21 protein-coding genes are annotated in these 26191 nt (G+C 52.5%); 1 reads left to right on the forward strand and 20 read right to left on the reverse strand.

Annotation, left to right across the window (positions count from 1 at the left end):
- Positions 1 to 7: 7 nt before the first annotated feature.
- From IEY46_RS22835 to IEY46_RS22930, 20 genes are all read right to left on the reverse strand, one after another.
- Entirely contained in the window at positions 8 to 1618 is a 1611-nt protein-coding gene (locus tag IEY46_RS22835; RefSeq protein ID WP_188995340.1) for a type 2 periplasmic-binding domain-containing protein, read from the reverse strand.
- A gap of 40 nt (positions 1619 to 1658) precedes the next feature.
- A complete protein-coding gene (locus IEY46_RS22840) occupies positions 1659 to 2543 on the reverse strand; it encodes a carbohydrate ABC transporter permease (protein ID WP_188995342.1) in 885 nt (294 codons plus the stop codon).
- Positions 2537 to 3535 carry an ABC transporter permease gene (locus tag IEY46_RS22845; RefSeq protein ID WP_188995344.1) on the reverse strand — a complete coding sequence of 333 codons (999 nt, stop codon included), beginning with the start codon at positions 3533 to 3535 and terminating at the stop codon, positions 2537 to 2539. The genes IEY46_RS22840 and IEY46_RS22845 overlap by 7 nt, the downstream gene beginning before the upstream one ends.
- 259 nt (positions 3536 to 3794) lie before the next feature.
- Positions 3795 to 4571 (reverse strand): LamG domain-containing protein, encoded by a 777-nt coding sequence (locus tag IEY46_RS22850; protein ID WP_188995347.1) that lies wholly within the window; start codon positions 4569 to 4571, stop codon positions 3795 to 3797.
- Between the two features lie 78 nt (positions 4572 to 4649).
- Positions 4650 to 5417 (reverse strand): phytanoyl-CoA dioxygenase family protein, encoded by a 768-nt coding sequence (locus tag IEY46_RS22855; protein ID WP_188995349.1) that lies wholly within the window; start codon positions 5415 to 5417, stop codon positions 4650 to 4652.
- A 77-nt stretch (positions 5418 to 5494) separates the two neighbouring features.
- A complete protein-coding gene (locus IEY46_RS22860) occupies positions 5495 to 7345 on the reverse strand; it encodes a sensor histidine kinase (RefSeq protein ID WP_229750515.1) in 1851 nt (616 codons plus the stop codon).
- Positions 7342 to 8088, reverse strand: a complete 747-nt coding sequence (locus IEY46_RS22865) for a response regulator transcription factor (protein WP_229750516.1) — start codon at positions 8086 to 8088, stop codon at positions 7342 to 7344. Before IEY46_RS22865 ends, IEY46_RS22860 begins: the two co-directional genes overlap by 4 nt.
- 144 nt (positions 8089 to 8232) lie before the next feature.
- Complete coding sequence (locus tag IEY46_RS22870) at positions 8233 to 9771, reverse strand: extracellular solute-binding protein (protein ID WP_188995355.1); 1539 nt, start codon at positions 9769 to 9771, stop codon at positions 8233 to 8235.
- A gap of 117 nt (positions 9772 to 9888) precedes the next feature.
- A complete protein-coding gene (locus tag IEY46_RS22875) occupies positions 9889 to 10758 on the reverse strand; it encodes a carbohydrate ABC transporter permease (RefSeq protein WP_188995357.1) in 870 nt (289 codons plus the stop codon).
- Between the two features lie 46 nt (positions 10759 to 10804).
- The gene (locus tag IEY46_RS22880; protein WP_188995359.1) at positions 10805 to 11755 is read right to left on the reverse strand and encodes an ABC transporter permease; all 951 of its coding nucleotides are present in this window, start codon (positions 11753 to 11755) and stop codon (positions 10805 to 10807) included.
- A gap of 722 nt (positions 11756 to 12477) precedes the next feature.
- The gene (locus IEY46_RS22885; RefSeq protein ID WP_188995361.1) at positions 12478 to 13263 is read right to left on the reverse strand and encodes an arylamine N-acetyltransferase family protein; all 786 of its coding nucleotides are present in this window, start codon (positions 13261 to 13263) and stop codon (positions 12478 to 12480) included.
- Between the two features lie 192 nt (positions 13264 to 13455).
- Complete coding sequence (locus IEY46_RS22890) at positions 13456 to 14622, reverse strand: N-acetylglucosamine-6-phosphate deacetylase (protein ID WP_229750474.1); 1167 nt, start codon at positions 14620 to 14622, stop codon at positions 13456 to 13458.
- A gap of 3 nt (positions 14623 to 14625) precedes the next feature.
- On the reverse strand, positions 14626 to 15363 hold the full coding sequence (locus IEY46_RS22895) for a 6-phosphogluconolactonase (RefSeq protein WP_188995364.1): 738 nt from the start codon (positions 15361 to 15363) through the stop codon (positions 14626 to 14628).
- A gap of 95 nt (positions 15364 to 15458) precedes the next feature.
- A complete protein-coding gene (locus tag IEY46_RS22900) occupies positions 15459 to 16715 on the reverse strand; it encodes a Gfo/Idh/MocA family protein (RefSeq protein ID WP_188995366.1) in 1257 nt (418 codons plus the stop codon).
- 29 nt (positions 16716 to 16744) lie between these two features.
- Positions 16745 to 18832 (reverse strand): alpha/beta hydrolase family protein, encoded by a 2088-nt coding sequence (locus tag IEY46_RS22905; protein ID WP_188995368.1) that lies wholly within the window; start codon positions 18830 to 18832, stop codon positions 16745 to 16747.
- A 23-nt stretch (positions 18833 to 18855) separates the two neighbouring features.
- On the reverse strand, positions 18856 to 20085 hold the full coding sequence (locus tag IEY46_RS22910; protein WP_188995370.1) for a Gfo/Idh/MocA family oxidoreductase: 1230 nt from the start codon (positions 20083 to 20085) through the stop codon (positions 18856 to 18858).
- A 21-nt stretch (positions 20086 to 20106) separates the two neighbouring features.
- A complete protein-coding gene (locus IEY46_RS22915) occupies positions 20107 to 20940 on the reverse strand; it encodes a carbohydrate ABC transporter permease (protein WP_188995372.1) in 834 nt (277 codons plus the stop codon).
- Positions 20933 to 21814, reverse strand: coding sequence for a carbohydrate ABC transporter permease (locus IEY46_RS22920; protein WP_188995374.1), 882 nt, complete (start codon positions 21812 to 21814; stop codon positions 20933 to 20935). The genes IEY46_RS22915 and IEY46_RS22920 overlap by 8 nt, the downstream gene beginning before the upstream one ends.
- A 30-nt stretch (positions 21815 to 21844) precedes the next feature.
- Positions 21845 to 23146 (reverse strand): ABC transporter substrate-binding protein, encoded by a 1302-nt coding sequence (locus IEY46_RS22925; protein ID WP_188995376.1) that lies wholly within the window; start codon positions 23144 to 23146, stop codon positions 21845 to 21847.
- 455 nt (positions 23147 to 23601) lie between these two features.
- A complete protein-coding gene (locus tag IEY46_RS22930) occupies positions 23602 to 24639 on the reverse strand; it encodes a LacI family DNA-binding transcriptional regulator (RefSeq protein WP_188995378.1) in 1038 nt (345 codons plus the stop codon).
- Between the two features lie 243 nt (positions 24640 to 24882).
- Here IEY46_RS22930 and IEY46_RS22935 point away from each other — a divergent pair, with 243 nt between their 5' ends.
- The gene (locus tag IEY46_RS22935) at positions 24883 to 26136 is read left to right on the forward strand and encodes an ABC transporter substrate-binding protein (RefSeq protein ID WP_188995380.1); all 1254 of its coding nucleotides are present in this window, start codon (positions 24883 to 24885) and stop codon (positions 26134 to 26136) included.
- Positions 26137 to 26191 lie beyond the last annotated feature (55 nt).

Raw genomic sequence — 26191 nt, forward strand, 5'->3', positions numbered from 1 at the left:
GTTTTTCTTATTTCTTGTACCGATCGTATGCGGCTTGATAAATTTGCATATATTCGTCGAGCCGCATTTTTTTCAGTGTGGCTACATAGTTATCCCACTCCGAGAAAGACGCTTTGCCGGAGACGAATTTGGCGGCCATTTCGGACACGTACGTATTGATGTCAGCGGATAGCGCAGACATTTTTGTACTTTCCTCGGCGGTATAGTTGAATGTCGGCCAAACCTCCTTAGGCATGTATTTCTTGAACTTCTCCGCCGCCTGGATCGATTCCGGCTGCGATTCGGCACCTTTGAAAAACTTTTGCTGCACCATATTCGGGTAACCGCCACCCGGCCATACGACGTATTTCACTAGCGCTTGCTCGATCGTCAGGCCGTTCGGATTGGCTGTAATTTCTTTCGTATATTGAAGATCGCCGGAGGCGGTTTTCTCGTACGACTTTCCCTCGAAGCCCATGAAGAACATTTTGCTGCCTTCCTCGCCGTACAAGTAATCCATCCAACGAACCGTCGCTTCCGGACTTTTGTTTTTGTCGGTAATGACGAACGCGCCCGGAGCAGCGAGAGGGGAGCCGACGGAGGAATACAATTGGTCGCCATGAGGACCTTTGAGCGCGCTTGCGCCTATATATCCCGTCTGGCTCATCAGCGTGTACGGACTTGTCGTGATGGTGGCTCCGTACAATCCTTTTGCGCCGGTCGCGTAAAATTGATTTGCTTGGATCGTAAAAATATCTTCCGCTATCAGCTTTTCGCTGTACAGCTTGTTCAAATATTCCAGCATTTGCTTGTAGTTCGGATCGGTAGGGATAAATCTGAGCTTGCCGGCGTTGTCCATATCTACGTTAGCGTGGCCTGTCCCCCGGGTGCCGATCCCCCAGGCGCCCTTGAAGTAGCTTATTATGGTCGGCAGCCCAACACTCTCGAACGGAATTTCGTCCGCTTGGTTGTTGCCGTTCGGATCTTTTTCTTTAAACGCTTTCAGCATGTTGTAGAAATCCCCAGTCGTCTCCGGCTCCTTTAAGCCAAGCTTATCGAGCCATTCTTTCTTGATCCACACTTTGCCGCCGCCGAGCACGGACGTAAACTGCGGGTCATAGATTAGCGGGAAGGAATAAATATTGCCGTCTGGCATCGTCAGCCCTTTGCGTACCTCCGGGTATTGATCCAATAACTTTTTGAGATTCGGGGCATATTGGTCAATCAGATCGTTCAGCTTGATAAATACGCCTTGCGAACCGTATTTGAGCAAATCGGTCGAAGGGATGGCTGCCGTAAAGAAGGCATCCGGATAATCGCCGCCGGCCAGCATAATGTTACGCTTTTCCGTCAAGTTGTCGTTTGGAACCATCTCCCAAGTGACATGTATGTTTGTTAGCTTCTCATATTCTTGCCAGAGCATCACTTCGTTCCAGTTGGAGGCGGTCGTTGGCGCTTTCCCGGCCACCATCTTCAGGTTGATTTTATCGGCTACGATCGGCATGCCCATCTTATTGATGCCGGATTCTTTCGGTTTGGCGCCTTCCGCTTCGTTCGATCCGTCCCCCGAGCAAGCCGAGAGCAAGCTCAGCAGTACGAAGAGGGATAACAAGGCTGCTGTCGTTTTATTAAATTTCAAGAAAAGACCTCCTTTTTCTTGTGGCACTTCCTGGGTGGGATTAACCTTTTACCGCACCGATGACAAGTCCTTTGACGAAATAGCGCTGCAGGAATGGATAAAGCAGAAGAACCGGCAGATTCGCGATGATAACGACCGCGTATTTGATAGATTCGCCTTCCATGACGCTTTTGGCAAGCGATTCCTCGCTTGTTCCCACCATATCCTTCAAATTGCTCTGAATCAAAATCTCCCGGAGCACGAGCTGAAGCGGGTATTTGCCCCGGTCGGTCAAATAAATAAGCGCGTTGAAAAATGAATTCCAATGGGCGACGCAGTAAAACAAGGTCATGACGGCCAGGATGGGCATTGACAGCGGAAGGACGATGCGAACCAAGATTTGCAGGTTGGAGCAGCCGTCGATTTGCGCCGATTCCTGTACTTCGATTGGAATGTTTTGCTGGAAAAAGGTGCGCATAATGATGACGTTCCATATGGCGAGCGCATTCGGAATTATAAGCGCCCACATCGTGTTGACCATGCCGAGATTTTTCACCAGCAAATAGGCCGGAATGAGCCCGCCGCTGAAAAACATCGTAAATACGAAAAAGGCGGTAAAGAGGCCGCGACCGGCCAAATCTTTGCGCGACAGCGGATAGGCGGCCAATATCGTCATGACGATATTGACAGCCGTCCCGATAACGGTGTACAGGATCGTATTCCCGTAGCCCTGCAAAATGTCGTTGTTTTGGAACACTTTCTCGTATCCGCGGAACGTGATGCCCTTCGGCCACAGCCACACCTCTCCGCCCAAAACTTTGGAAGGATCGCTAATCGAGGCGACCAGCACGAACAACAGCGGATACAGGACGGCGATCAGGACGAGAACGAGCAGAGCGTGAATGATGAAACTGAGCAGCTTGTCGCCAAACGTCTCTTTTACCATAAGCTCGTTTCACCAGCCTTCCGCGCAATGTAGTTGACCGTGACCAGCATGATGAAGTTGACGACCGAATTGAACAGCCCTACGGCGGCAGAGAAACTGTATTGCGCTTCCAGGATGCCGCTTCGGTATACGTAGGTCGAAATGACGTCCGAGCTTTCCATGTTCAGACTGTTCTGCATCAGAAACACTTTCTCGAAGCCGACGCCAAGAATGGATCCGACATTCATAATTAGCAAAATCACGATGGTAGGCAATATGCCCGGAAGGTTAATATGCCAGATGCGGGCCAGCCGGCTAGCTCCGTCAACCTTGGCCGCTTCATGCAACTGCGGATCGATGCCGGTCAAGGCGGCCAAATAGATGATCGAGCTCCAGCCCATCTGCTGCCATACCCCGGAGAAAACGTAGATCGTTTTGAACCAGCTCGCCTCCGTCAAGAACGAAATGGAGTCCCCGCCCAACCACCCCATGAACAGGTTCACGATTCCATGCTTCGGCGACAAGAAAATCATCAGCATGCCGACGAGCACGACTGTCGATAAAAAGTGAGGAGCATACGTTACCGTCTGAATCGTTTTCTTGAACCATTTCGCTTTCACTTCATTGATGAGCAGCGCGAGAATGATCGGGACGGGGAAGCCGACGATCAGCTCATATATTCCGATGCCAAGCGTATTGCGGATGAGCCGCCAAAAATAGTAGCTGTCAAAAAAACGCTGGAAATGAGCGAAACCAACCCAAGGGCTGCCGGTTATCCCTTTGGAAGCAATAAATTCTTTGAATGCGATCTGCACTCCGTACATCGGGATGTAATGAAAAATGAAGTAATAGGCGACGACCGGCAATAGCAGCATATACAAATCCCAGTTTTTCTTGAGCGAACGGCCTAACACCGATCGGCGGCCAATTACGGCCTGCGCGGAAGCCGCTGCCGGAGGAGCATGCTTCAAGAGTGCTTCACCTTCCTTCCAAGTTGCGAGTGCGGCTAACATTTCTTCAAGGGCCTCCTTTGTCGTTATGGTATTTTAATACGCTTTCAACGTCCACCAGCAATTTTTGCGGTGACCAGCTATTCTTGACATCGCTGCAAGCCGATATGCCGACAAACGAAAAAACTCCCCTGTTCATAATCGACGGGGAGCAAATACATAGATTATTTTTAGTGCAAACGTAGATGGACATGTCCGTTGTTTTCTTCAGTCCGGAACCAACAAGCGGTGAGAAACCGGCTTATGCATAGCCGTCGTGCCGTTATGGCTTTCCCGTCCACTGCTGATAGAGAGAGCGTATCTCTTCCTCCGACAAGGCACGGTTGAAGACCGCGAGTCCGCCCAGCAGGCCATTGTAGAAGTTGCCGATTTCACCGGAGCGGTTAACTGCCCCTACTGTGAAGTCTGCGCCCTCCTCTCCTCCGTCAAACAGTCCATCCGGGTAGGAATACGGATTGAATGCTTCCCTCTGGTCAAGCCGTCCATCCAGATAGGCCCGCGACTCCGCACTGTCATAGGTGAACGCTATGAAATGCCATTCTCCTTTGGATACGGGAGTGGCTCCGATTGAGCTGGTCATGCAATATTTGTAGCCAGGAGTCGGGTCTCCTACAGCCGACACATGTCCGCACACCTGCTCCGCACTATCCCATATTTCCAAATTCAAGAACATGCCGTACTGACGCTTTCCAGCCGTTTCATTCCAAATACCTGCGATAAACTCGCAGCCCCTGCTCGCGATCACAGCCCGGTTTACCCATGCAGCCACCGTCAGCTTGGCCTGCGGTCCATGAATATTCAGTTCAGGGCAATCATTGCGGGGGATGCTTAGCCACTTACCATGGGTTACATTGACCGAGTATGCACCAAACACCCCGTCCTGCACCCGCTCCGCAGCTCCGTTCATTTCTTTGAGCCGGTACGGATGCAGCCCCTTCGCCACGTATTCATTCCCATCCGTTTCTTGAAAATCCCAGAAGCTAATCAGCCCTGGAATCCCTGTAATCGCCGCGGCATCGGCCTGTTTACGACCCGACATGTGCTGATCCTCCTCTCTCATATAAATGCGCGAATGGAGGCGGGTGGTCTAACTCCCACACCCCCCTCCACAATCGGCTTATTTAAAGTACTTCTCGTTCAATGCATTCGCTTCAGCTCCGCGAGTGACATAGCGCCGGTAATGCTGATAATGCGCCTTATATAACTGCCCGTTCTTCGATGGGGAATACGTCAGGAATAGCTGTCTGCGGCTGGAATTGGACGTATTCGTGCCGCTCTGATGCGGCGTCAAGGATGAGAATAGAATCATATCGCCCGGATTGGTCTCGTAGATGATCCCCTTGGAGGCGTCAATCGCCGCCACCTCTTCCGCGTCGAAGTTTCGCAGCGCTTCCTTCTGGCGGAACTTGTCGTGGTAGCCGGGGAATAATTCCAGGCCGCCATTCTCCTTCGTTGCGCCATCAATCGCCACCATGACGGAGATGAGTCCATCGTACGGGAATCCATGCCAGAAGGCGGCATCCTGATGCATCGTATAGCCGGCATTGCCTGGCAGCTTGAAGATCAGCTTATCTTTGAAGAGAAGCGGCTCATCCAAGTAAATATCCCGAAGCGGCGCCAGGATCCGCTCATCCTGAAACAGATTGGCGAATACCGGGGAGACGTCGAGCAGCGGATCGAACTTCTCGATCATCTGCTCGCCGCTCGCGACTTTGCGAAAGGCTACCCGAAGATTCTGTGGATTGACGTACTCCTCCAAGCTTTGCAGACGCTCGCATTCCGCTTGCCACAATCGAACCTCCTGCTCACTGAATATATTGCGCAGAACCAAATATCCCGTTTCCTCGTAGCTTGCCAGCTGCTCAAACGTAAGATTTACATTCATCTGCCCATTCCCTCCAACATGTATATGATGATAATTTCTAAAAAACTGATTATCCTGGAGCGGTTGCCGGTCCCAAGCTAGACGTGCAGCCTTCCGCTTCCATGAAGCTCATTCATGGCGAGCGGCAAGCGGATGCGGATGCATGTTCCGATCCCCGGGCGGCTATAGCATTCGACGCCGTACTTCTCCCCGTAATACAGACGTATCCGCTGATGAACGTTCTTCACGCCATATCCGCCCCCACGATCCTCGCGCAGCAGCACCTCCTGCTGCTTGCGCGTCATACCAACCCCGTCATCGATAACGGTGAACACCAGGTGGTCATCATCCGTTTGCACCCGTACGATAACCGTTCCGGAATGGTCTTCCTTCTGCTGAATCCCATGCAGAACCGCATTCTCCACAATCGGCTGCAGAATCAGCTTCGTGATCCGGCGGCTGAGCAGTTCACTGTCGACCTCGCAGTAGTAATGCAGCTTCCCCGCATAGCGAATCTCCTGGATATTCATAAAGGCTTGGACATGATTGAGCTCGCTCACCACCGCTGTCAGCTCCTGCCCCCGATTCAAGCCGATCCGGAAAAACCTCGACAACGAGTCTACCAGCGACACGATATGATCGGCCTTGATCCTGATCCCCATCCACTTCAGCGTATCCAGCGTGTTGTATAAGAAATGCGGCTTAATCTGCGATTCTAATGCCGTAAGCTCCGCCGCCTGTTTACGTACGCCTATCAGGTAGACCGTATCGACTAATTCCTTGATCCGCAGGACCATACTGTTATATTGGGATTGCAAGCCGGATATTTCGTCGTTGCCGGTTACTTGGATCGCTTCTCCATAGTTCCCCTGTTTCACATCCTGCATATGCAGAACCAGCGTACGCAGGCCGCGAGTCAGCCGATTCGCCAGCAGAATAGCCGACAATGTGGCAAGACCGATCACAAGCAGACCGATATAGCCCGTATATTCACCGATAATTCGATTCTTAGCCCTGATTTCGCGGACAGGAACCAAGGCGGCAATCTCCCAGCCGTTGTACTCCACTTTCTGGAGGATTGTGAAGAAATCCGTTTCACCCAATCGAATGATCGGCATATCCTCGGTATGATCGGCCTGCGAGATCTTCTCCATAACATCGTGTTCATCGAATTCGGATATCGCTTCAGAAGCGAAGGACGTTATCCGTTCTCCGTTGTTATAGACGAAGATGGCGCCATTCTCGGAGAAATTGACCTCCTTGAACACGCTGTTCAGCACATTCTCCTGAATATCGATCGCAACGACTGCAATCACTGATCGAAGGTTTTGCAAATCGTTCATAGTGCGGAACATGGAGATGACCTCCAGCCGATTACGGGGCAGGTATTCCTGCTCGTACGTGCTCTTCCACAAGATATGACCATCCGAATCCATCAGCTGCTTCATCAACGCGCCGTCCAGATCCTTCATTCTAAAAATATTATTGCTCTCGCGGGAGTACAGGGAATCGCCGGAGACGAAGATTCGAATCCGATAGATGTTCCGGTTGTTCTCCAGATTGGTCACAATACTGATCAAATCCTGAAAGTCGTTCAGCAGCTGCACCGTCGTCGTATCGCCATACCCTGAGCGTTCCCTCTTCAGAATAAGCTGCAATTGCGGGTGCATCAGAATGAGCTCCGATACGTTCTCCACTTCTTCCAGCCGATACGTAATGTTAATGGCCGCCTGCTGCAGGGCCTGCTTGAAAGTCACACTGACTTGTTCTTCCACGATCTGCGTGGCTTTCAAGTATGAAAAATATCCAATAAGTGCCGTCGCCAGAATAATGATCGTCAAGTAAGAAAGCAAGAGCTTGCCGCGTAAAGTCAAGCTTCTCGGCAGAAGCCTTCGGACAATTCGCCCCGGCCAAGACCTCGTTCCTGCAGTCAATCCCCGTCTCTTCATGACCACTGGTCTCTATACTCCTTGGGACTCAGACCCGAATATTTCTTGAACACCTTGGCAAAATAATTCGCGTCCGCGTACCCTGTACCATCTGCAATCTCATAAATCTTATAGGATGGATCGCGTAGCATCCGCTTCGCATGCATCATGCGCACTTTGGTCAAATAATCGACAACGGTATCGCCTGTCTCTTTCTTGAACACGCTCGCCATATGATTGATCGATAGGCAAATTTCATTCGCGATATCTTGAATGGAAAGCTTCTCCATATAGCGCCGTTCAATCAGCTTCACGATCTCTTGCGAGATTCGACCCTCCCGGGTGCGGCCTCCGGCGGCAAGCGTCTGCTCCGGAATAAATTCCGCAATCAGCTTATCACGCTTCACCTGCAGGACAACTTTATCCATCACCTGTTCAAGCTCAATCTGGTTGAACGGTTTCACCAGATAATCGACTGCATCATACTTAAGCGCGGATTTAATGTATTGAAAATTCTCGAATGCGCTTAGAACAACGATCTCCACCGGATGGGCTTCTTCCCGGATCACCTGAATTAACTCCAGACCGTTCATACCCGGCATCACCACATCCGTGAGCAGAATGTCCGGCTTCAGCTCCCTGATCTTCTGCAGCGCTTCCCTTCCATTCCCCGCTTCGCCGGTAATCCGGATGCCCATTACCGACCAATCGACGAAGTCTCTCAGTCCCTCGCGAATAATATCCTCATCGTCTACAATAACCATCGATAACACGATTCGTTCCTCCTAACCCCTTTGAAGAGAACGTAAGCTAAACCAACTCTCGTGTCCTTATTATACCATCATCAATGGCGGCTATAAGACGGGACCAGGGAGGAGAGGACGTCCCTCTCCCGTCCTCAGGGAACATTACTTAAACGTCTGGTACCACTCATTAATGGCTTTCAGGGAGGCCTCTCCACCTAGACTGTTCCATTTACTTACATACTCATCGAAGGCATCAAGCGGCAGTGCGCCTGTAATAATTTTGATGAAATACTCGTTCGTCAGATCAAGCAGCGCTTGCGAATTCTCCTCCACCTCCGGAATCGGCGGCGCATAGTTTGTAATTTCCGTATAGGTCGGATATTCTTTAAGCGGATCGTAATAAGGAGAGAAACCCTTAAGTGCAACGCGGTTCAAGAAATTCTTCTCCGTATCCCACAGCTGGTAGTAGATCCGGTATCGGATATTCTCCGCTTCTTCCGAAGCGACGACCACGCCATCCTTCATATTGTAATGCTTGCCTTCCCATCCATAGGAGACCACATTCAGGATATCTTCAGCCATATAATTGTTGATGAACTGGACGACTTCCTTCACCTTGGCGCTTGCTTTGGGAATTAGCATATAGACGCGTACAGGTGTATTTTTCTGGTAGCCGTATTGGCCGTCAGCACCAACCGGCGGGTGGATCAGCTCAAGCTTTCCATTGGGATTCTTCTCCTTGAAGGCTTCAATAATCCCTTTCGCATCCGCCCAGCCGACGGTAGCCATTGCCGCCTGCCCGCTAACCAATTTCTCCTGGATGTTCGGATTCTTATTGACTGGAAACTCACGGTCCAGAATGCCATCCGCATGCAGCTTGCTCATATACGACAGGTATTCCTTGGCAGCCGGCTGCGTATAGGTGTGTACGACTTTGTCGCCCTCGACCACATACTGTGCGCCAAGCCCGAATGCGCCGGAGAAGCTCTGAATATATCCGAATGCATCGCCATTGCCGTCAGCAGCCCCGCCCAATAATGGAATAAGTCCACTGGCAGACTTCTTTTCATGAATCGTCTTCAGCGCAGCCGAGTATTCATCCAACGTCTTCGGAATCGGAATGCCCAGTTCGTCCAGAATATCCGTTCTTACCAGCATCCCCATCGTCGAAGACTGATTCTGGGGAACCGCGATGGCATAGATGCTGTCATTATACGTAACCGCTTTCCATGTATCCGCAGGGACGGTCTCCATGATTCTTGGCCCGTGCTCGTTCAGCGCCTCATCAAGAGGAGCAAGCAGCCCTTGTTGTGCAAGGTTGGCATAGATGGATTTGCTGCCTGTAATGATCAAGTCCGGCGTGTCCCCGGAAGCCATCATAATATTGATCTTCTGATCCACACTTTCCTTCGGCTGCATCTCCCATTCGATGTCGAAACCCGTTTTCTCTTTAATATAGTCTACAATCTCATTCTTATTGAGGTCCGTTCCCGAAGGAAACTCCTCGACATTCGATGGAACGTACACCTTTAGCTTCGTTTGTACGCTCCCCTTTGCGGTCGAGCCCTGATTATTCCCCTTTGCAGCGGCATCATCGCCCTTCGGTGAATCGTTATTCCCGCCTCCACACCCTGCGATCATTATCATAGCCAGCATCGCGAGCATGACGGGTTGAAGCCTATTTCCCCACAAGCGTTTCACAAGCATTCCCTCCCATAGTCCGCCTTCTATTCATCCTAGCTCATCTATGAATAAAGAATGGTTCAGACCTTCGTCTGACCGCTCTGAATTCCTTCCCGAAGAAACATGTGAACACGATTACTGCTTCACCGCCCCAAGCATTGCACCTTTGACAAAGTGCTTCTGGAGAAACGGATACACGACCAGGATCGGCAGCGTAGCCGCCACAACCGTAGCCCCCCGCACCGATTCCTGCGCGGTATTCAGCATCAAGTCGATGTTATTCACATCCGCGCTCGACGCGTTGAGAATGATTTCCCGCAAATAGACCTGCAGCGGAAACAGACTATGCTTATTCAGATAGATTAACGCATCGAAATAATTGTTCCAGTATTCCACCGCGTAGAATAAGGAGATCGTCGCAATTGAAGGCATCGCGAGCGGAATCATAATCGCGAACAGAATTCTGAAATGGGATGCTCCATCGATCTTCGCCGACTCTTCCATACTGTCCGGGATATTGTAAAAGTACAGCCGCATGATGATCATATTGAAAGGCGCTACCAGCCCTGGGATGATGAGTGCCCACAAGGAGTTGAGAAGCCCGACTTCCTTCATAATCAGATAGGTCGGTATGATTCCCCCGCTGAACAGCATCGAGAAGATAAACAGAAACATAATCACACTTTGTCCTCGAAGACGCTTACGGGACAGCGCATATCCCGCGAAGATCGTAAGAGTGGTGTTCAGCGCAGTACCCACGACTGTAATGAACACCGTATTCCCGAAAGAAGTCCAGAACCGCCGGCTGCCCAGAACAATCTCGTAAGCCTGGACGCTGAAGCCTTTAGGCCAGATAAAGATTTCACCCGCCAAGACATAGGCTTCACTGCTGAAAGACTTTGCCGCTATATTGAGCAGCGGTAATAAACACGCTACGATAACGATGCTCAGCAGGAAATAATTCACGATTTCGAATATCGCTTCACCTCTCGTTTTTAACGCCATGATGCGCCCTGCTCCCTCCCCGCATGTCTGCTTGCCTCAACCTGCATCACCATAGCCCGCGTTCTCCGAATTTCTTGCTGATCGCATTAGCTGTGATGACCAGCGTCAATCCGATGACCGACTGGAATAAGTTGACCGCCGTACTGAAGCTGTATTTCATCTGTCCTAGGCCGATCCGATACACATACGTGCCAAGAACATCACCCACGCTGTATACCATCGGACTATAGAACATCAAGACCTGCTCCAAGTCATTCGCTAATGCGGCACCTAGACGCAGCATAATGATGAAGACGATCACGCTTCGTATCCCTGGCAAGGTAATATGCCAGATCTGCCTGAGCTTGCTCGCACCGTCCATCCGTGCTGCTTCATACAGCTGCGAATCAACGGCCATAATCGCGGCCAAATAAATAATGGAGCTCCATCCGCTCTCTCTGAAAGCGGAAGAGGTGACCAATACAGCCCGGAAAAACCGTTCATCCGTCATAAACAGAATAGGATCGATTCCGAAATACCCGATAACAGCGTTTACGATTCCGCTCGTAGGCGACAGCAAGTTGGCAAAGATTGCGCTGACGACAACCCAAGAGAGAAAATGGGGCAAATACGTCACGCTTTGACTGAAACGCTTGAACACGGTATGTCTAATTTCATTAATCATTAATGCCAATAAGATTGGAATGGGGAATTGGAACACCAGCTTATATAAGTTGATAAGCAGCGTGTTGATAAATACACTGTAGAACTTCTCGGATTGGAATAGATTCTGGAAGTGCTTCAAGCCTGCCCACTTGCTCCCAAAGATCCCTTCTACCAGGTTATAGTCCTTGAATGCGATGAGCGCGCCATAAATCGGAAAATACTTGAATACAATCAATACCGCCAAAGCGGGCAGAAGCATCAGGTACAGCTGGTAATCCATCCGGATTTCCTTCCATGCCTTGCCGGTTTTTCCAGGCTCCACTGGCTCTGTTATGGATGGTTCTGCTTTCATCAGACCGGTGCCTCCCTCCAGTAATATCAAATGTAAACCCTTTCATTAGCCCGATGTATCCCATTATATAATCCGCATTTCAATAATGGTATAAGACAAAATCACGATTTCGGGGAATATTCCATGGTCTTTCAAATAGGAAACATCCGTGATACCGGTACGCCCTGCGAGCCGTTCGAGTGATCGTGAGACAAGGATGCTGCCACAAAAAACCCGCAAGAGAGGAACACGTCAAAGTGTCACTCTTGCGGGTTGCGGGTTGCGGGTTGCGGGTTGCGGGTTGCGGGTTGCGGGTTGCGGGTTGCGGGTTGCGGGTTGCGGGTTGCGGGTTGCGGGTTGCGGGTTGCGCAGATCAATTCGGCGGAGGTTCCCGCCTCTAATCACCGCTAGCCCGTTACGTGTATTAGCCTATGTAACTTGGGCTGACGGGCTGCTGGTGTAAACCTCTCTCGCAATCGCATCAGCCGGTCTTGAATCGCGGATAGTGAACGAAATCCGGTCATGCTCCTTGCGGCATTCCACGTTATTCTGCCACGCTCAGGCGTGTGCCGTACGGCACTATCCAACAGTTGCTCAGCGCGCGCTCCAGCAAATGCACGTCGGTTCCTTCCGTTGATTCCCATAGTTGGATTAGACACGCTGCTGCTGCATCAGGCCATTGCATCGAGAATATGTGATAACATTACCGTCAGGCTGTCGGATAACCGGACAAGGCCGGTTATTTAAGGAGCCTCAATACCGAAATAGGTGTTAAGCGCTTCGTTATAGGCTTCCTCCGATTCCGGCGTAAAAGCCTGAACGCCTTCCGGAGTGAAAATACGGAACTCCCTGCCTGCCAATGTGTTTCTTCCCTGAGAGGTGCGCATAGCTGCCATAGCGCTGCGGGCAAAAATCGAATCCGGGGCGTGTTCGCACCAGTAGGTCGCCATAATAAAATCCTTGGGCAGCTGCGGCTCTTCCGTGAAGGAGTAGAGCCAGCACCACTCCCCCCGCTTCCTCTCGCAGAGCACCCAGCCGTAATACGAATCCCGCTCCAGCCGGTAGCATTCGTCGCCTTGAGGCTGTTCCAGATGCTCCTCCATCCGAACCGGGCGGCGCGGAACAATACCGCCAACCCCGACATCGCACAGATAGGTGGAGCCCTCCGCCTCTACCCTCAACACATGATGGCGCCGTTTGGGCGGTGCGTTGGTCTCGTCCCGCCAGAACCGCGCAAACAGATCGGTGACGACGTAACCAAGCTCGCGCAGCAGCCACCCGAACAGGGCATTCAGTTCAAAACAGTATCCGCCGCGCCTGCGAACGACGATTTTATCGATAAGCGCCGGAACTTCCAGGGATAACGGGATCCCCTTCAGAATATCCAAATTTTCATAAGGGACCGAATGGAGATGCCTTTCCTGCAGCTCGGCCAGTACAGCCGCGCTGCCGTCCAGCACGCCCTTATAGCCGATCCGCTCCAGGTAAGCGGTCACTTCCGGTTTCAGAGAATTGCGTTTTGTCATCATCGGGTCGACTCCTTCACAAAGGTTCGCCTTATAGGCCTTGTTGCCGGTATTTATTGCTTAATACTATACCACATCAGGCTTTTTCCGGGATGAGGCGGGAACGATATTTTTCCTTCGCTCGTGCAGGGGCAATAAAACATAAAACCAGCAGCGTCCGGCGATGAACTCGCAAGTGACGCTGCTGGTTATGGTTTACGTCTGCCGGAAGACGGATTCGCCTGCGACAATGGTTTCTTGAATCGTGATTTGATGCGTTACTTCATTATATTCGAATAGCGTCAGATTCGCCGGACTGCCCGGCTCAAGCTTCCCAAGCTCTGGCCGCCCAAGAGCCTGCGCCGGTCTCGAAGTAACAGCTTCCACCGCTTCGGGCAGCAGCCAATCCGTATACCGCAGAACGCTGCTGATGCCCAGATCAAGCGAATACGCCGAGCCAGCCAGAATGGCGGGATTGGCCGCCGTGTTCAACCTGCCATCGGCATGCAGCTCCACTTGCCCGCCGATCAGGCTGTCGTAGCGTCCCGGGGGCATGCCGCCAAACTTGACGCAATCGCTCACAAGAACCGCTTTGCTCTGCTTCGCACGAAGCATCGATTTGAGCACGGAAGGGGCCAGATGATGGCCATCGGGAATGAAAGTCGCCCACAGCCGGTCATCAGCCAACTGATCCCAGATATAATTGGGATGTCGGGCAAGCAGCGGTTCGGAGCCGTTGCCCAGATGCGTCGATATCGAGGCTCCTGCCCGAGCGGCCCGGTCCAACTGGACGGCCGTTGCTTTGGTATGGCCAATTGCAACCGCAATCCCCGCTTCAACCAGCCTGCGGATGAATGCTTCTGAGCCTTCGCGCTCCGGAGCCAGCGTGACCAGCGAGATCATGCCGTCCGCCGCCTCTTGAAACGCCTGGAACTCAGCCCAATCCGGATCGCGCATCTGCTCTTTGGGGTGAGCGCCCCGGCATCCGTCCTCCCCGGATAAATAAGGGCCTTCCAGATGGATGCCTGCAATGGAACCCCATGCATGCTGATGCGAGCGGCAGTAGCTTGATATTGCCCCAAGTCCCTGCAGCATCCGCTCTTTGCTGCCCGTAATGACTGTCGGCAGATAAAGCGCTACACCACGGGAATGAAGTGCCCGGCTGGCCCCTTCGATGTCGGCGAACGAGATCTCCTCCGCGTTGAAGTCATAGCCGCCGTAGCCATTAACCTGGAGATCGAGCCATCCCGGGGATATCCAGGGAAGCTTCCCTGTCCCGGAATTTAAGTCTGCAAGCGGAGTGATGCCCTGCAGCACTCCCGCATCCACCGAAATCTCCACCGCCACACCTGTATCTGCGCGAATACCCTTGCAGATCATCATGTGTTACACCCAGGCGTAAATCTCGGATGCGGATTTCTTGTCGAGGTACAGCTTCCAATCCGGATGCGATTTCAGAATCGTGGCCGGGCAGTTCGGATCCAGCGATTGTTTCAGCGTGTTGGCAATCGCTTTGGCTTTGGCCTGATGTGGTACGCAGGAAATAATCCGATGGCTGCTCATAATCTGTTTCACCGACATGCTGATCGCCTGCTTAGGCACATCCGCAAGCGAAGCGAACCAGCCTTCTCCAACCTGCTGCTGCTTGCAGGCCTCATTCAGATTCACGATATGATAAGGTTCCGCTTTGTTGAAATCCGCCGGGGGATCATTGAACGCAATATGGGCGTTCTCGCCAATTCCGATCAACGCCAGATCAATCGGCGCTTTGGAAATCTGCTCATTCAATTGCCGGACGGTCTCTTCGGCATTTCCCTCCCCGTCGACCAGATGGCAGCTGCCAATTTTGACATGCTGCAGGAACCGCTCCTTCAGATATTTGCGGAAGCTTGCGGGATGCTGCTCGGAAAGGGCAATATATTCGTCCAAATGAAACATTTCGATCTTGTTCCATTCAATGTCCATACCGATAAAGTGCTTCAAAAACTCAAATTGCGAGGCCCCTGTAGACAGGGCGATCCTGGCATGGCCTTGTTTTGCGATAATTTCCTTAAGCGCCGCTTCACTGGCGAGGGCAGCTTCGTAACCGAGACGGTCGGCATTTTCCAGAATATTAATTTGCATATGATTTACTCCTCCTTGATGTGCAGCTTGTTGTTAAAGCATCTCTGCTATGGCGTTGCCGGCTGCTCTTCTCATCTAAATGAACACAAAACAGGTTATGAAAATTCCTTCAGCGTCACCATCCGCCGCTCCAGCCGGGACTTCTCGGCCGCAAATGCCATCAGATGGCTTTGAATCGAGGCCTGGGCCGAAGTGGCACTATCGTATTCTCCATAATGCCTGACCGACTGAACAAAATCGCGGACCAGTCTGTGGTCCCCGCCGCCATGCCCGACATGTCCGCCGGGATCGGTCAGCGTAATCTGCTCCTTGCGTCCGCTGCCAAAGATCCGCAGCTCAATCTCGTTGTTCTCCATCGAGGCCCGGATTTCGCCTAGCGTTCCCATCAGCTTCAGGGTACGGCTTGTTTCCTCCGTAAAGGCGCTCATGGTGAAGACACCCGTAACTTCATTGGCAAAATCCATGCTGACAACCTGGTGGTCCACCACATCGTTATCGCAATGATACACGCACCGGCCATACGGTCCATCCAGCAGCGCCTGATATCGTGCTTCATAGCTGGGATCAGGACTTGAAGCCGCCTGCTTCCAGCCGTAATCGGCATGCAGATAAATATTGGGCGCATAATACACGCAGCTGTCCGATACCGGACAACCGTCGAGACAGCGCAGCGGCGCACCCGGTGGAGCGGATTCAGCCTTGAAATGCGACAGGCTGCCGTAGGAGGAGAGACTCTGGCAGTCGCTTTCGGCAAACCACAGCATAATATCGAGATCGTGGCAGGACTTGGCCAGAATCATCGGGCTTGAGGTCTCGGTATTGCGCCAATTTCCTCTCACATAGCTGTGGGCCTGATGCCAGTAGCCCACATTTTCATTATGCTGGATGGACATCAGCCGGCCGATCCGCCCCTCATCCAGCAGCTGCTTGATCGTGCGAAAAAAAGGCGAGTAGCGCAGCACATGGCAGATCGTCAGAATGCGCCCCGCTTCCTCCGCTTGGCGCCCCATTGCGATACATTCCTCGGCATCAGGCGACATCGGCTTCTCCAGCAGGACATGATAACCTGCCTTCAGTGCCTTCATCGCCGGTTCAAAATGATAACGGTCCTGCGTGCAAATCATCACCGCATCGGACTGGCGCGGTTGTGCGAACAGCTCATCCCAGCTGGAGAAGCAGCTTTCCCCGGGAAGGTCGAACTTTTCCTTAACCCGGCTGCGCTTGCGCTCATCAGGCTCTGCGACGGCAACAACACGAAGCTCGTCAGGCCGGCTTTTGGCATAGTCGGTGTAGATCATTCCCCGGAAGCCTGCGCCGATCAGCGTGACGGTAACCGGTTCATTCCGTTTCATGTCATCCGCTCCCTTCTTCATCGTAGTTGTCACTTGCCCTCCAGGCGCCACCTGTCCAGGTCCGCCAAATCAAAATAATTCAGCATGCCCGGAAGAATATAACTCATCGCGTCTTCTTCTTCATATAAGGCTGCACTGACCCAGGCAGATACCTCCGGCAGCGGGTCCACCACATCTGCAGCCCCAACACGAGGATCAAGCGCCGCAGCCAGCTTCACATACAGATTCGTCCTTCCGGCCGTGTAGAAATCCACCGCTTCCCCGCCCAGGCCGCTTACTTGGCCGATTAAATCCAGGCAGCGGATAACGTCGTAGGCCCGGACGGCGGCCAGACTGTCGCCTATCCACAGCAGGTCGTCAGACAGCTTGTGCAGAACGCCGAAGAACGGCAGCGCCGGTCGCCTATAGATGGGATACGGCTCGTGCGGCCCCATCCCGCTGACGTTGAGCACATACACTTCTCTCCCGGATGCGCATGTTTCCTTGATCCAGTCCCCATGACGTTCAAGCGCCGTTGTCCCGCCCTCCCATAAAGCTGCGACAGCAGAGGGCCGGACATCCCCGACGTTTTCCCTGTCCGCTGCATTCGCCGCTCTCAGAGGACTCGAGCCGTTAGAAGCGAACGCTTCCTCGCCATTGCCCCGGACTGTGCTGCAGCTGCCCGCCGCACCGGATTCCCCTCCAGACGGCACAGCCGCCGGCTTACGGAAACGGATGGCACTGTTCATGAGTCCCGGCTGCGACCACCACAGCAGATATTCGGCTTCGAGGCCGTCCACACAGCCAAGCGGCATGCGCCGGGGATTCAGCTGACTTGGCAGGCGAGGCCCGATGACCCGGTCTGCCAGCCATGCAAGCCCTCTCCTGCGCAGGACGGCTTCGGGCTGTTCCGCCCGCCAAGCTGCAAGCTTCGCCGCCTGTGCCTCGTTCTCATCCCTGACCACTCTGGCGTCGGCAAACTCTGTCACGACCTGACCGCTTCCCGTGCATTGAAGGCGACTCCCGTCGAGCGGCAGCATTTCCGGTGTCCAGTCCACCTCGCGAGAGTTCCCTGCAAGCTGACGGCGGAAGAAGACGGCCGCTTCTTTCGCCAGAACATCCGTATAGCTGTGCAGCGTCTGGTCCTCTGCCAGACGCAGCCGTCCGCCCTGGCCGTAAAGCTCCCAGAAGCGCTGGCTGCGTTCCACCGTGCGGCGCGTGGCCTCGATGGGAAAAAAATCATAAGCGGCTGCCAGCACAAGCACCGGACGCGGCGCGAAAGCCAGCAGCAGATCCTCGTGATCGAAGCCTGCGGCACTGAGTCCCGGCCATACCTGCTCCGCATCCTGAACGCCGCCCGCATGCATATAATCCTTGCGGTTCATGATGAATGTACCTGGAGCCGCCGCCGCGATGCGGTCATCGCACAGCATCATCATCGCAGTCTGCGTGCCGCCGCCGGAATTGCCGGTTACGCCAATCCGCGAAGGATCCACCTCCGGCCGGCTGAGCAGATAATCGACGGCCCGCATCGCATCATGCAGAAAATAGCGGGCCAGTCCTTCGCCAAGCGGCAGGCACTGCGCCCCTGCATGCTGATGCTCCGCAGTACCCCAGCTCACAGCGGTTCCCGGGCCACCGCCTTGCATGTAGCTGAAGCGCTCGCCCTGTCCGATCGGATCCACCGCAAGAACGATCAGCCCTGCCTGGACGAGGCGGATGCATACTTTCCGGTAGAGATCGCTGTGCTTCGCATCGCGTTCATGTCCGCACAGAAACAGTACTGCCGGGCCAGGGGACGCGGACCCATCAGGGACATACAGATTGGCCGTCACATAATGGCCTGGCCTCGATTCGAAGATCACGTTCTCGATCCGCCAATTCCCCTGGCGTATCGTTCCTGTGGTCCGGGCATTCAATGAGGGGGCATCGGCCGGCAGGCCGCCGACCGCCTCCAGAAATTTGCGGCGCATCCGCTGCTTCCGAGCTTTAAGCTGCTCCAGGCTGCGGATATCGTCCCGGTCCTGGTCGCCTTGCCGGAAAGCAGCATCGGAGCGGTCGAAAATATGCCGCTTCAACTGGTCTTTCGTATCGTATAACGTGCATATAAAGGATTCCAATTGAGATAATCCGCTCATCGGCGCTTTCCTCCCAATCCCGTTTAAATCGTTCGTATCGGCAGCAGATCGGCAATATGCACCTGCCGTCCTTCCTGGATCGACTTGTTGGCGGCATGGCCGATCAGGAGCGACATCGCCCCCGCATAGCTGCCCGCCTGCTGGCCGAGCGGATCTTCGGTCTCCACGCCGGAGAATAAGATTTTGTGCAGCTTCGCATCGCCGCCGCCATGGCCTCCGGCCGATACCGAAACCTGGATATCCTCGGTAGTCCCATCCGGCTTGTAAATCTTAATCCGGTTGTCTTCCTCCTGCCGCATATCCGCGTTGCTGTAAATATTCGTCAGCTCCATCCGGCCTCCGCTTCCGTTAATCGTGGCCCGCCAGCCCTCGTAAGGGCTGTAGGCAACAAGCGAATACGTGAGCAGCGCGCCGCTGTTGTAGCGCACCTGGACGGACATATTGTCATAAATGTCAATCCGCTCGTCGAACACACAGCGGTCCCGCACGTACCCGTCCTCGCTTTCCGCCTTATGATAATACGTCTCCATAAACGGATGCTTGGACAGATCCAGATAAAACTCGCAGGTATCGGTATAATCGCAGGTCAGGCAGCGCACCCCCCGCTCGGCGCGGGTCGGACCATAGAAGCGCCTGGAACCGTAAGCCTGAACATCCGCCGGAAATGCGTCCACCCACCAGTTGACGATGTCAAAATGATGCGTCGACTTATGCACCAGCAGACCTCCGCTGTTCTTCATCTCCGCATGCCAGCGTCGGAAATAATCAGCGCCATGGCTGCGGTCCAGATACCACTCCAGGGAAACATGATGGATCTCCCCGATGGCTCCTCCCGCCAGCAGCTCCTTCACCTTGGCAAAGTAAGGGGCAAACCGGAGATTGAAGGTTACGGTAACCTTGCGCCCGCTTGCACGCTCCGCTTCGATGATCTCATTCGTCTTCTCGGCGTCGATCGTCATCGGTTTCTCCGTAATCACATCGCAGCCCGCGCGCAGAGAGGCCACAATATAGGTATGATGCGTACTGTCTGTGCTGGCCACAATGACAGTATCCGGGTGGACAGCCTTCAGCATTGCGCCGAAATCCTCATAGACCGGAATGCCGCCGCACTCCACGCTTACCAGATTCGCGCGGATGCGGTTGGTATCGTAAATGCCGCAGAAATCGATGTGGCTCTTCCAATCCTCCGCCATCGGCTTCGCAAACATATATAAAGCTCTGGAACCTGCTCCAACAAGCACAACTTTCTTCATTTGCTCCACTCCTCCTTACCGCTACCCTTTGAGTCCCGTCGAAGCGATACCTTGTACGAACTGCTTCTGGGCAATCAGGTAAATAATGACAACCGGCAGCGTCACGATCATCGCTCCCGCCATCAACAGGGCTGTATTGATATCCGTATCGGATTTGAGATACAGCAGTGCGAGGGGGAGCGTATATAATTCCTTGCTCTGAAGATAGATCAGCGGCCCCACCGTATTATTCCAGGCGCTCATGAACGTAAAGACACCCAGCGCCGACAGCGCCGGACGGCACAGCGGCAGATATATCCGCCAGAAGATGCCCGGCGGGCGGCAGCCGTCGATAACGGCGGATTCATAAAGCTCCTTTGGCAGGCTCTTGAGAAACTGGTGCATCAGGAAAATTCCGAACGCCCCGCCCAGGAAGCTGGGGACAATGAGCGGATAATAGGTGTCCAAGCCCCCGAGCTCTTTCCAGATAAAATAGCTCGGGATCATCGTCACCTGCGAAGGCAGCATCAAGGTGCCCAGCATAACGAGATAGATCAGATTGCGAAGCTTGAACTGGAACATCGCAAGTCCAAAGGCGACCAGGGAGCAGGAAATCAGCGTGCCCGCAAGGTCGACCACCACAATCAGAAAGCTGTTCAGCGTATAACGTCCGAAGCTGACCTTATTCCATACGGTAACGTAATTATCCCAATTGAATGGGCGCGGAATGATTTCAGGCGGCAGCTTGGAGACGGCCCCCAGCGTCTTAAGCGATGTCGAGAGCATCCATATGAACGGAAAAGCCATGGCGATCGCGCCAATGCCGAGCACCAGATAAATCAGTCCGTGGGCAATCACTTTGCGGTAATTAATCATAGTGCACCCACCTCTTCTCAAAGTAACGTTGGAAAAGGGTGATGGACAGGATAATAACAAACAACAGCCATGCCGTTGCCGACGCGGGGCCCATCTTGAACAGCAGGAACGCATCGCGGTAAATCAGCAGGTTCGGCACCATATTGCGGTCCGGAATCCCTGCGACGAACGAGCCGAACATCCCCAGGAACACATCAAAGGTCTGAAACGACGAGATGGTCGAGAGAATCATAACCAGATAAATCATCGGCGATACCATCGGAAATACGATACGCGTCAGCTGCTTCCAGCCGGTAGCGCCGTCAATCTGCGAGGCTTCAAGCATTTCCTTCGGCACATTCTGCATGCCGGCGAGCAGCATGATCATGGAGGAGCCGACGCCCTTCCATACGTTCGTAAGTGCCACACTTCCGATAACGACCCACCAGTGCTGGCTGTCGAGCCATTTCACAGGCGCGATTCCGATGGCTTCAAGTCCCCAGTTAATGAGTCCGTACTGGTAATTGTACAGCCATACCCAGATCAGCCCTCCCGCGATCCAGGGCGTAACCACCGGCATGAAGTACAGCAGCCGGAAGAAGGTCTTGCCCCGGATCGACAGATTCAGCAGATAAGCCGCCACGAATGCGATCAGCGTCTGGAGCGGAACGAAAATGGCCGAGAAATACAGCACATTGCGCACCGAGACCCAGAACTGCTCTTGTTTGAGCGTGCGAATCCAGTTGTCCGCTCCCACCCATTTCGGAGCATTAAACAAATCCCACTGCGTGAAAGAGATATAGGCCGAAAACACGATGGGAAAAAGGACAAACACAATCACATTTATGATGAATGGCAGGGTGAATATATATCCCCAATATCCTTGCTTGTGCATATAACCACAGCCTTTCCTTGCCCTGGCTTACTATTGATTGCTGTCCAGCACTTCCTGAACCTTCTTGTCTATTTCTTTGGCAATGCTCTGTGCATCGCCGTTGCCTTTAGCCAGTTCATTCACATATTGCTGAACAATAATACGCCATTCGCTCCAGGAAGCATTCTCGTCAAGCGTTACGCCCCCCTCGGCGATACCTTCGGTAAACGCCTTCTTGTTCGCAGGCTTCGTCGTACTCTGATCCAGCGAATCCAGCGCCGTCTTCTTGACCGGAAGCGTCGAGCCGCTGTCCGCGACAATCTTCTGTGCTTCATCACCCAAATAATACTTCAGGAACTCCCAGGCGGCATCCTTGGATTCCTGCTTGGCTCGGGAGGAAATCAGCCAGGAATTGGTCACCATCGGCACATAGCGTTTGCCGTCGACGGCTTTCGGGATTTTCACAACATCCCAGTCGGTATCCGGAAAATCGCTGTTCATGGATACCTGGCTGCTGTACTGCATAAAGTACATGGCCGCTTTGCCCGCCGCGAAAGTCTGCAGCTCGCCGCCGTTAACCGTCAGAAAATCAGGATTCGTGAAATACCCGTCTTTCACCCCGTCCACCAGCTGCGTCAGACCGGTTATGGATTTGGGATCCGAGAACATTGCTTTTGTCAGTGTCTCGTCAAGCGCATAACCGCCGGCCTGCTTGATCCACGGGAACCAGCCCTGTGTAATGGAATAAGCGCCGACGAAACCATAAACCTCATTCTTCTTCGTCAGTTTCTTGGAGGCATCGATCAGATCCTGATAGGTCCAGTCATCAGTAGGCGCCGGAACCCCGGCATCGTCGAACACCTTCTTGTTGTAAGCCAGCGCGATGGGGTTGATCCCATGCGGTACGCCGTACACTTTGCCGTCAGTAGCTTTCGCCGCGAACAGTCCGTCGATATAATCGTCCGCTTTCAGATCCTTCTCGATAAAAGGGCTCAGATCCTCGGCTACACCCCGCTTGCCATAGCCCAGAATGACGGCATTCTCCTGCAGCCACACGTCCGGCATCGTATTGCCGGCAATTTGTGTCGCGATCTTCGAGGTGAAGTCCCCCCAAGGCGCTTCCTGAATTTCTACTTTAATATTGGGATGACTGGCGATGAATCCGTCGACAATTTCTTTGCTGGTCACATCGTAGCTGCCCGGCAATCCGAGCTTTAACGTGACCTGTTTCGGTGTTTCGCCGCCGGAATTCGAACCATCCGGCTTGTTGTTTTCTCCATTTGACGAAGAGCACGCGGATAATGCGAGAACAGCAGTTAAGGCAAGAACAGATAGATGAAATGTCTTCTTCATTGAAATAGCCTCCCTGTAAATAACTTTAGTTGCCGTTTTTCCAATTCACATTTCAATTTTATATGTTAGGTAAAATAACATACTCACAACACTTGCTTAAAAATAAAATTTACAAGTATCGAAAATCAATAGTAATCGATTACTGTAAGAGGAGTATAACATAGCCTATAAGAGCTTGAAAACCCTTTTTTATAAAATTCATTCCGGCTGTGTTAGAAAAATCGCCTTTCAGCAACTCGATATGGAGAAATATAATAAAGATTCCCCATATACATAACATTAATATTACTTAAAATGTTATATGTGATCTTGGATCTCTATTTATTGAAGTCGATTGCTTTTCCTGCCTGTCTGTTTGTGCAATCGCTTCCAACGGACCCTTATGTATAGCGGCATTCCTGAAGAATGCTGCTATACATGCTTGATGCGCAAAACAAATCTCCCACAAGCCTCGTTTACAGTAATTCTTTTGCGTTGGTTACAGAGCTGCGCTCCAGCAGTTTTGGCTGCAGCATGATATCAAAAACCGGACCATCGCCGCCCTTGAGCATATCCATCAGCATATTGCAGGCCATCTTGCCCATCTCATAGTCCGGCTGCTTCACTGTGGTAAGAGGCGGTTGAATCATCTGGCCGTATTCAATCCCGTCGAAGCCAATCACCGATATATCCTGCGGAACCTGTATGCCGCGCTCTGTAAGTTCATTGATGACGCCAAAAGCCATGACATCATTGCATGCGAATATCGCGCTTGGCGGGTCATTGCTGCTGAGCAGCTGACTGGTTAATTTCTTGCCGATATCAAATTCATACGCACTGTTGTAGACATCCTCTTCCGCGGATTCCACCATAACGGGCTCAAGTCCCGCTTCCTCCGTAGCCTTGAGATATCCGCGGTAAATGCTTCTGCGGCTGGGGCGGTCCATCTGTGAGGTGACATAAGCAATGCGTTTATGCCCCTTGCCCTGCAGATGCCGGGTAGCCAGATAACCGCCTTTGCGATAATCGAACTCAATCTGACGGATACCCTCCCCTTCCACCTTCTGATCGATAGCGATCACTTTCATGCCCGTATCCACCATCTGCTTGAGCAGCCGCTTGTCCGTGGAAATGGAGGAAATAATCAAGCCTTTGACCTGATTCTCCACAATGGTTTTCAGGTATTCCTCCTCCAATGCCGCATCGTGGAGGGAATTGCATACAATCACATGAAAATTGTGCTGGCGGGCGATGCCCTCAATTCCAAGAATCACAGAGGAATAGAAAGGATTGCTGATTGAAGGAATGATGACACCGATCGTCATGCTGGAGTTGGTTTTCAACTGCTTGCCCAGCAGATTCGGAATATAATTCGAATCCTTGGCGATGCGCTGAATCTTCTCCTTCATCGCGGCGCTGACCGGATACGTGCTGTTGCTGAGTACCCGCGACACCGTGGCTGAGGAAACACCGGCAATTTTGGCGATATCGTGGATGGTAATTGGTTTTTTCATAGGACAGCTCACCTTTAGTAATCGATTTCTATGAGTTGATTATACAAACTGTAACGCCAGAAATCAACCTTCTGTGACCTTTTTTTCTGAATGGAACGGTTTGATTTGTAACTTTTTCCATGTCGTTTCATCTGGAAAGGAATCGTTTATAACTAAAGAAACATCACGCATGAGTCATTCTGCCAAGTTTTTATACACTGGATGCGGCACTATGATCATGAACACCTACGGGAGGCGGCTTAAGTGGCAAAAAAGCGGATTGCCTTAACGTTATTCATCCTTGTCCTGACAGTCTGCGGCTGCTCGGCAGGAAATTCAAGCGACAAAAAGATAACGCTTACCTTATGGTATTGGAACCGCGGCCTAGACGATAAGCTGATCGCTTCGCTTGAGAACCAATTTCCATCCATTCGGATCAATGCCCAGAAAATTGGCGGCGACTTCAAATCCAAGCTCAAAACCACGCTTGCCGCGGGATCGGGTGGACCCGATATCGTCGCTTTCAATGACTGGGTTACCGAAATGTTCCCTAACAGCGACCGTTTCTATGACCTTTACGAGCTCGGCGCCAAAGAAATTGAGCCGGATTTTCTGGACTGGAAGTGGCAGCTCGGCGTTTCACCCCAAGGAAAAATGATTGCGCTTCCCCTTGATACAGGACCAACGGCGTTGTACTACCGCGCTGATCTGTTTCAAAAAGCCGGTCTGCCGGACGATCCCCAGGAAGTCGGTAAGGCGATGGGCACCTGGGAGGATTATTTTGCTGCGGGAGAGAAGCTCCAGGCCGCGCTTGGGAAGGATGTTAAGCTGACGGATAATATCGGCGGCATATACACACAGGTAAACGCACAAAGCGACAAGATCTATTTTACGATGGACGAGACTTTTATCGGGGAAGATGCCTCTTCTTCCATGAAAAAAGCGTGGGATCTGGCGGTGAGAGCCTCCAAAATGGGACTGCTGGCCAACACAAACGGCGGCACCTCTGAGTGGAACGCCGCTATGAACAACGGTAAGATCGCTTCCTTTGTCGGCGCCGTCTGGAACAAGGAAATTCTTATGCAAGCCGCACCCGATACAGCCGGAAAATGGCGTGTGGCGCGGGCACCGGGTGGTGACGGTAACAACGGCGGCTCCTTCCTGTCCATTATGACCACGAGCGAGTATCCGGAGGAAGCATTCGAGGTCATCAAATGGCTCCAAAATCCGGAGAATCAGGTTAAATCTTTCATTGACATCAATTTGTTTCCATCCGCTGTAAAATCATTGGATGATCAGGCGCTGCTGGAGAAAGAAGAATTCTTCGGCGGTCAGGCAACCGGTGAGATATTCACCGAATCGGCACGAAATGTCAAGCCCTCATACTTCGGATCCAAATACGCCAATCTCAATGGCATCGTCAACCGCCAGCTCCAATCAGTGGCTCTTCAAGGAAAGGACCCGAAAGAAGCATGGGAGGATGCCCTGGCCCGGGTCAAGAAGGAGCTGCTGCGATAATGCAGTGCTCCTTGCCTGACCCCTAAATAAGGAATAGACGGCAAACCATTGCCGT

This window comes from Paenibacillus nasutitermitis, from assembly GCF_014641075.1.
In the GTDB taxonomy this organism is placed as follows: domain Bacteria; phylum Bacillota; class Bacilli; order Paenibacillales; family Paenibacillaceae; genus Paenibacillus_Z; species Paenibacillus_Z nasutitermitis.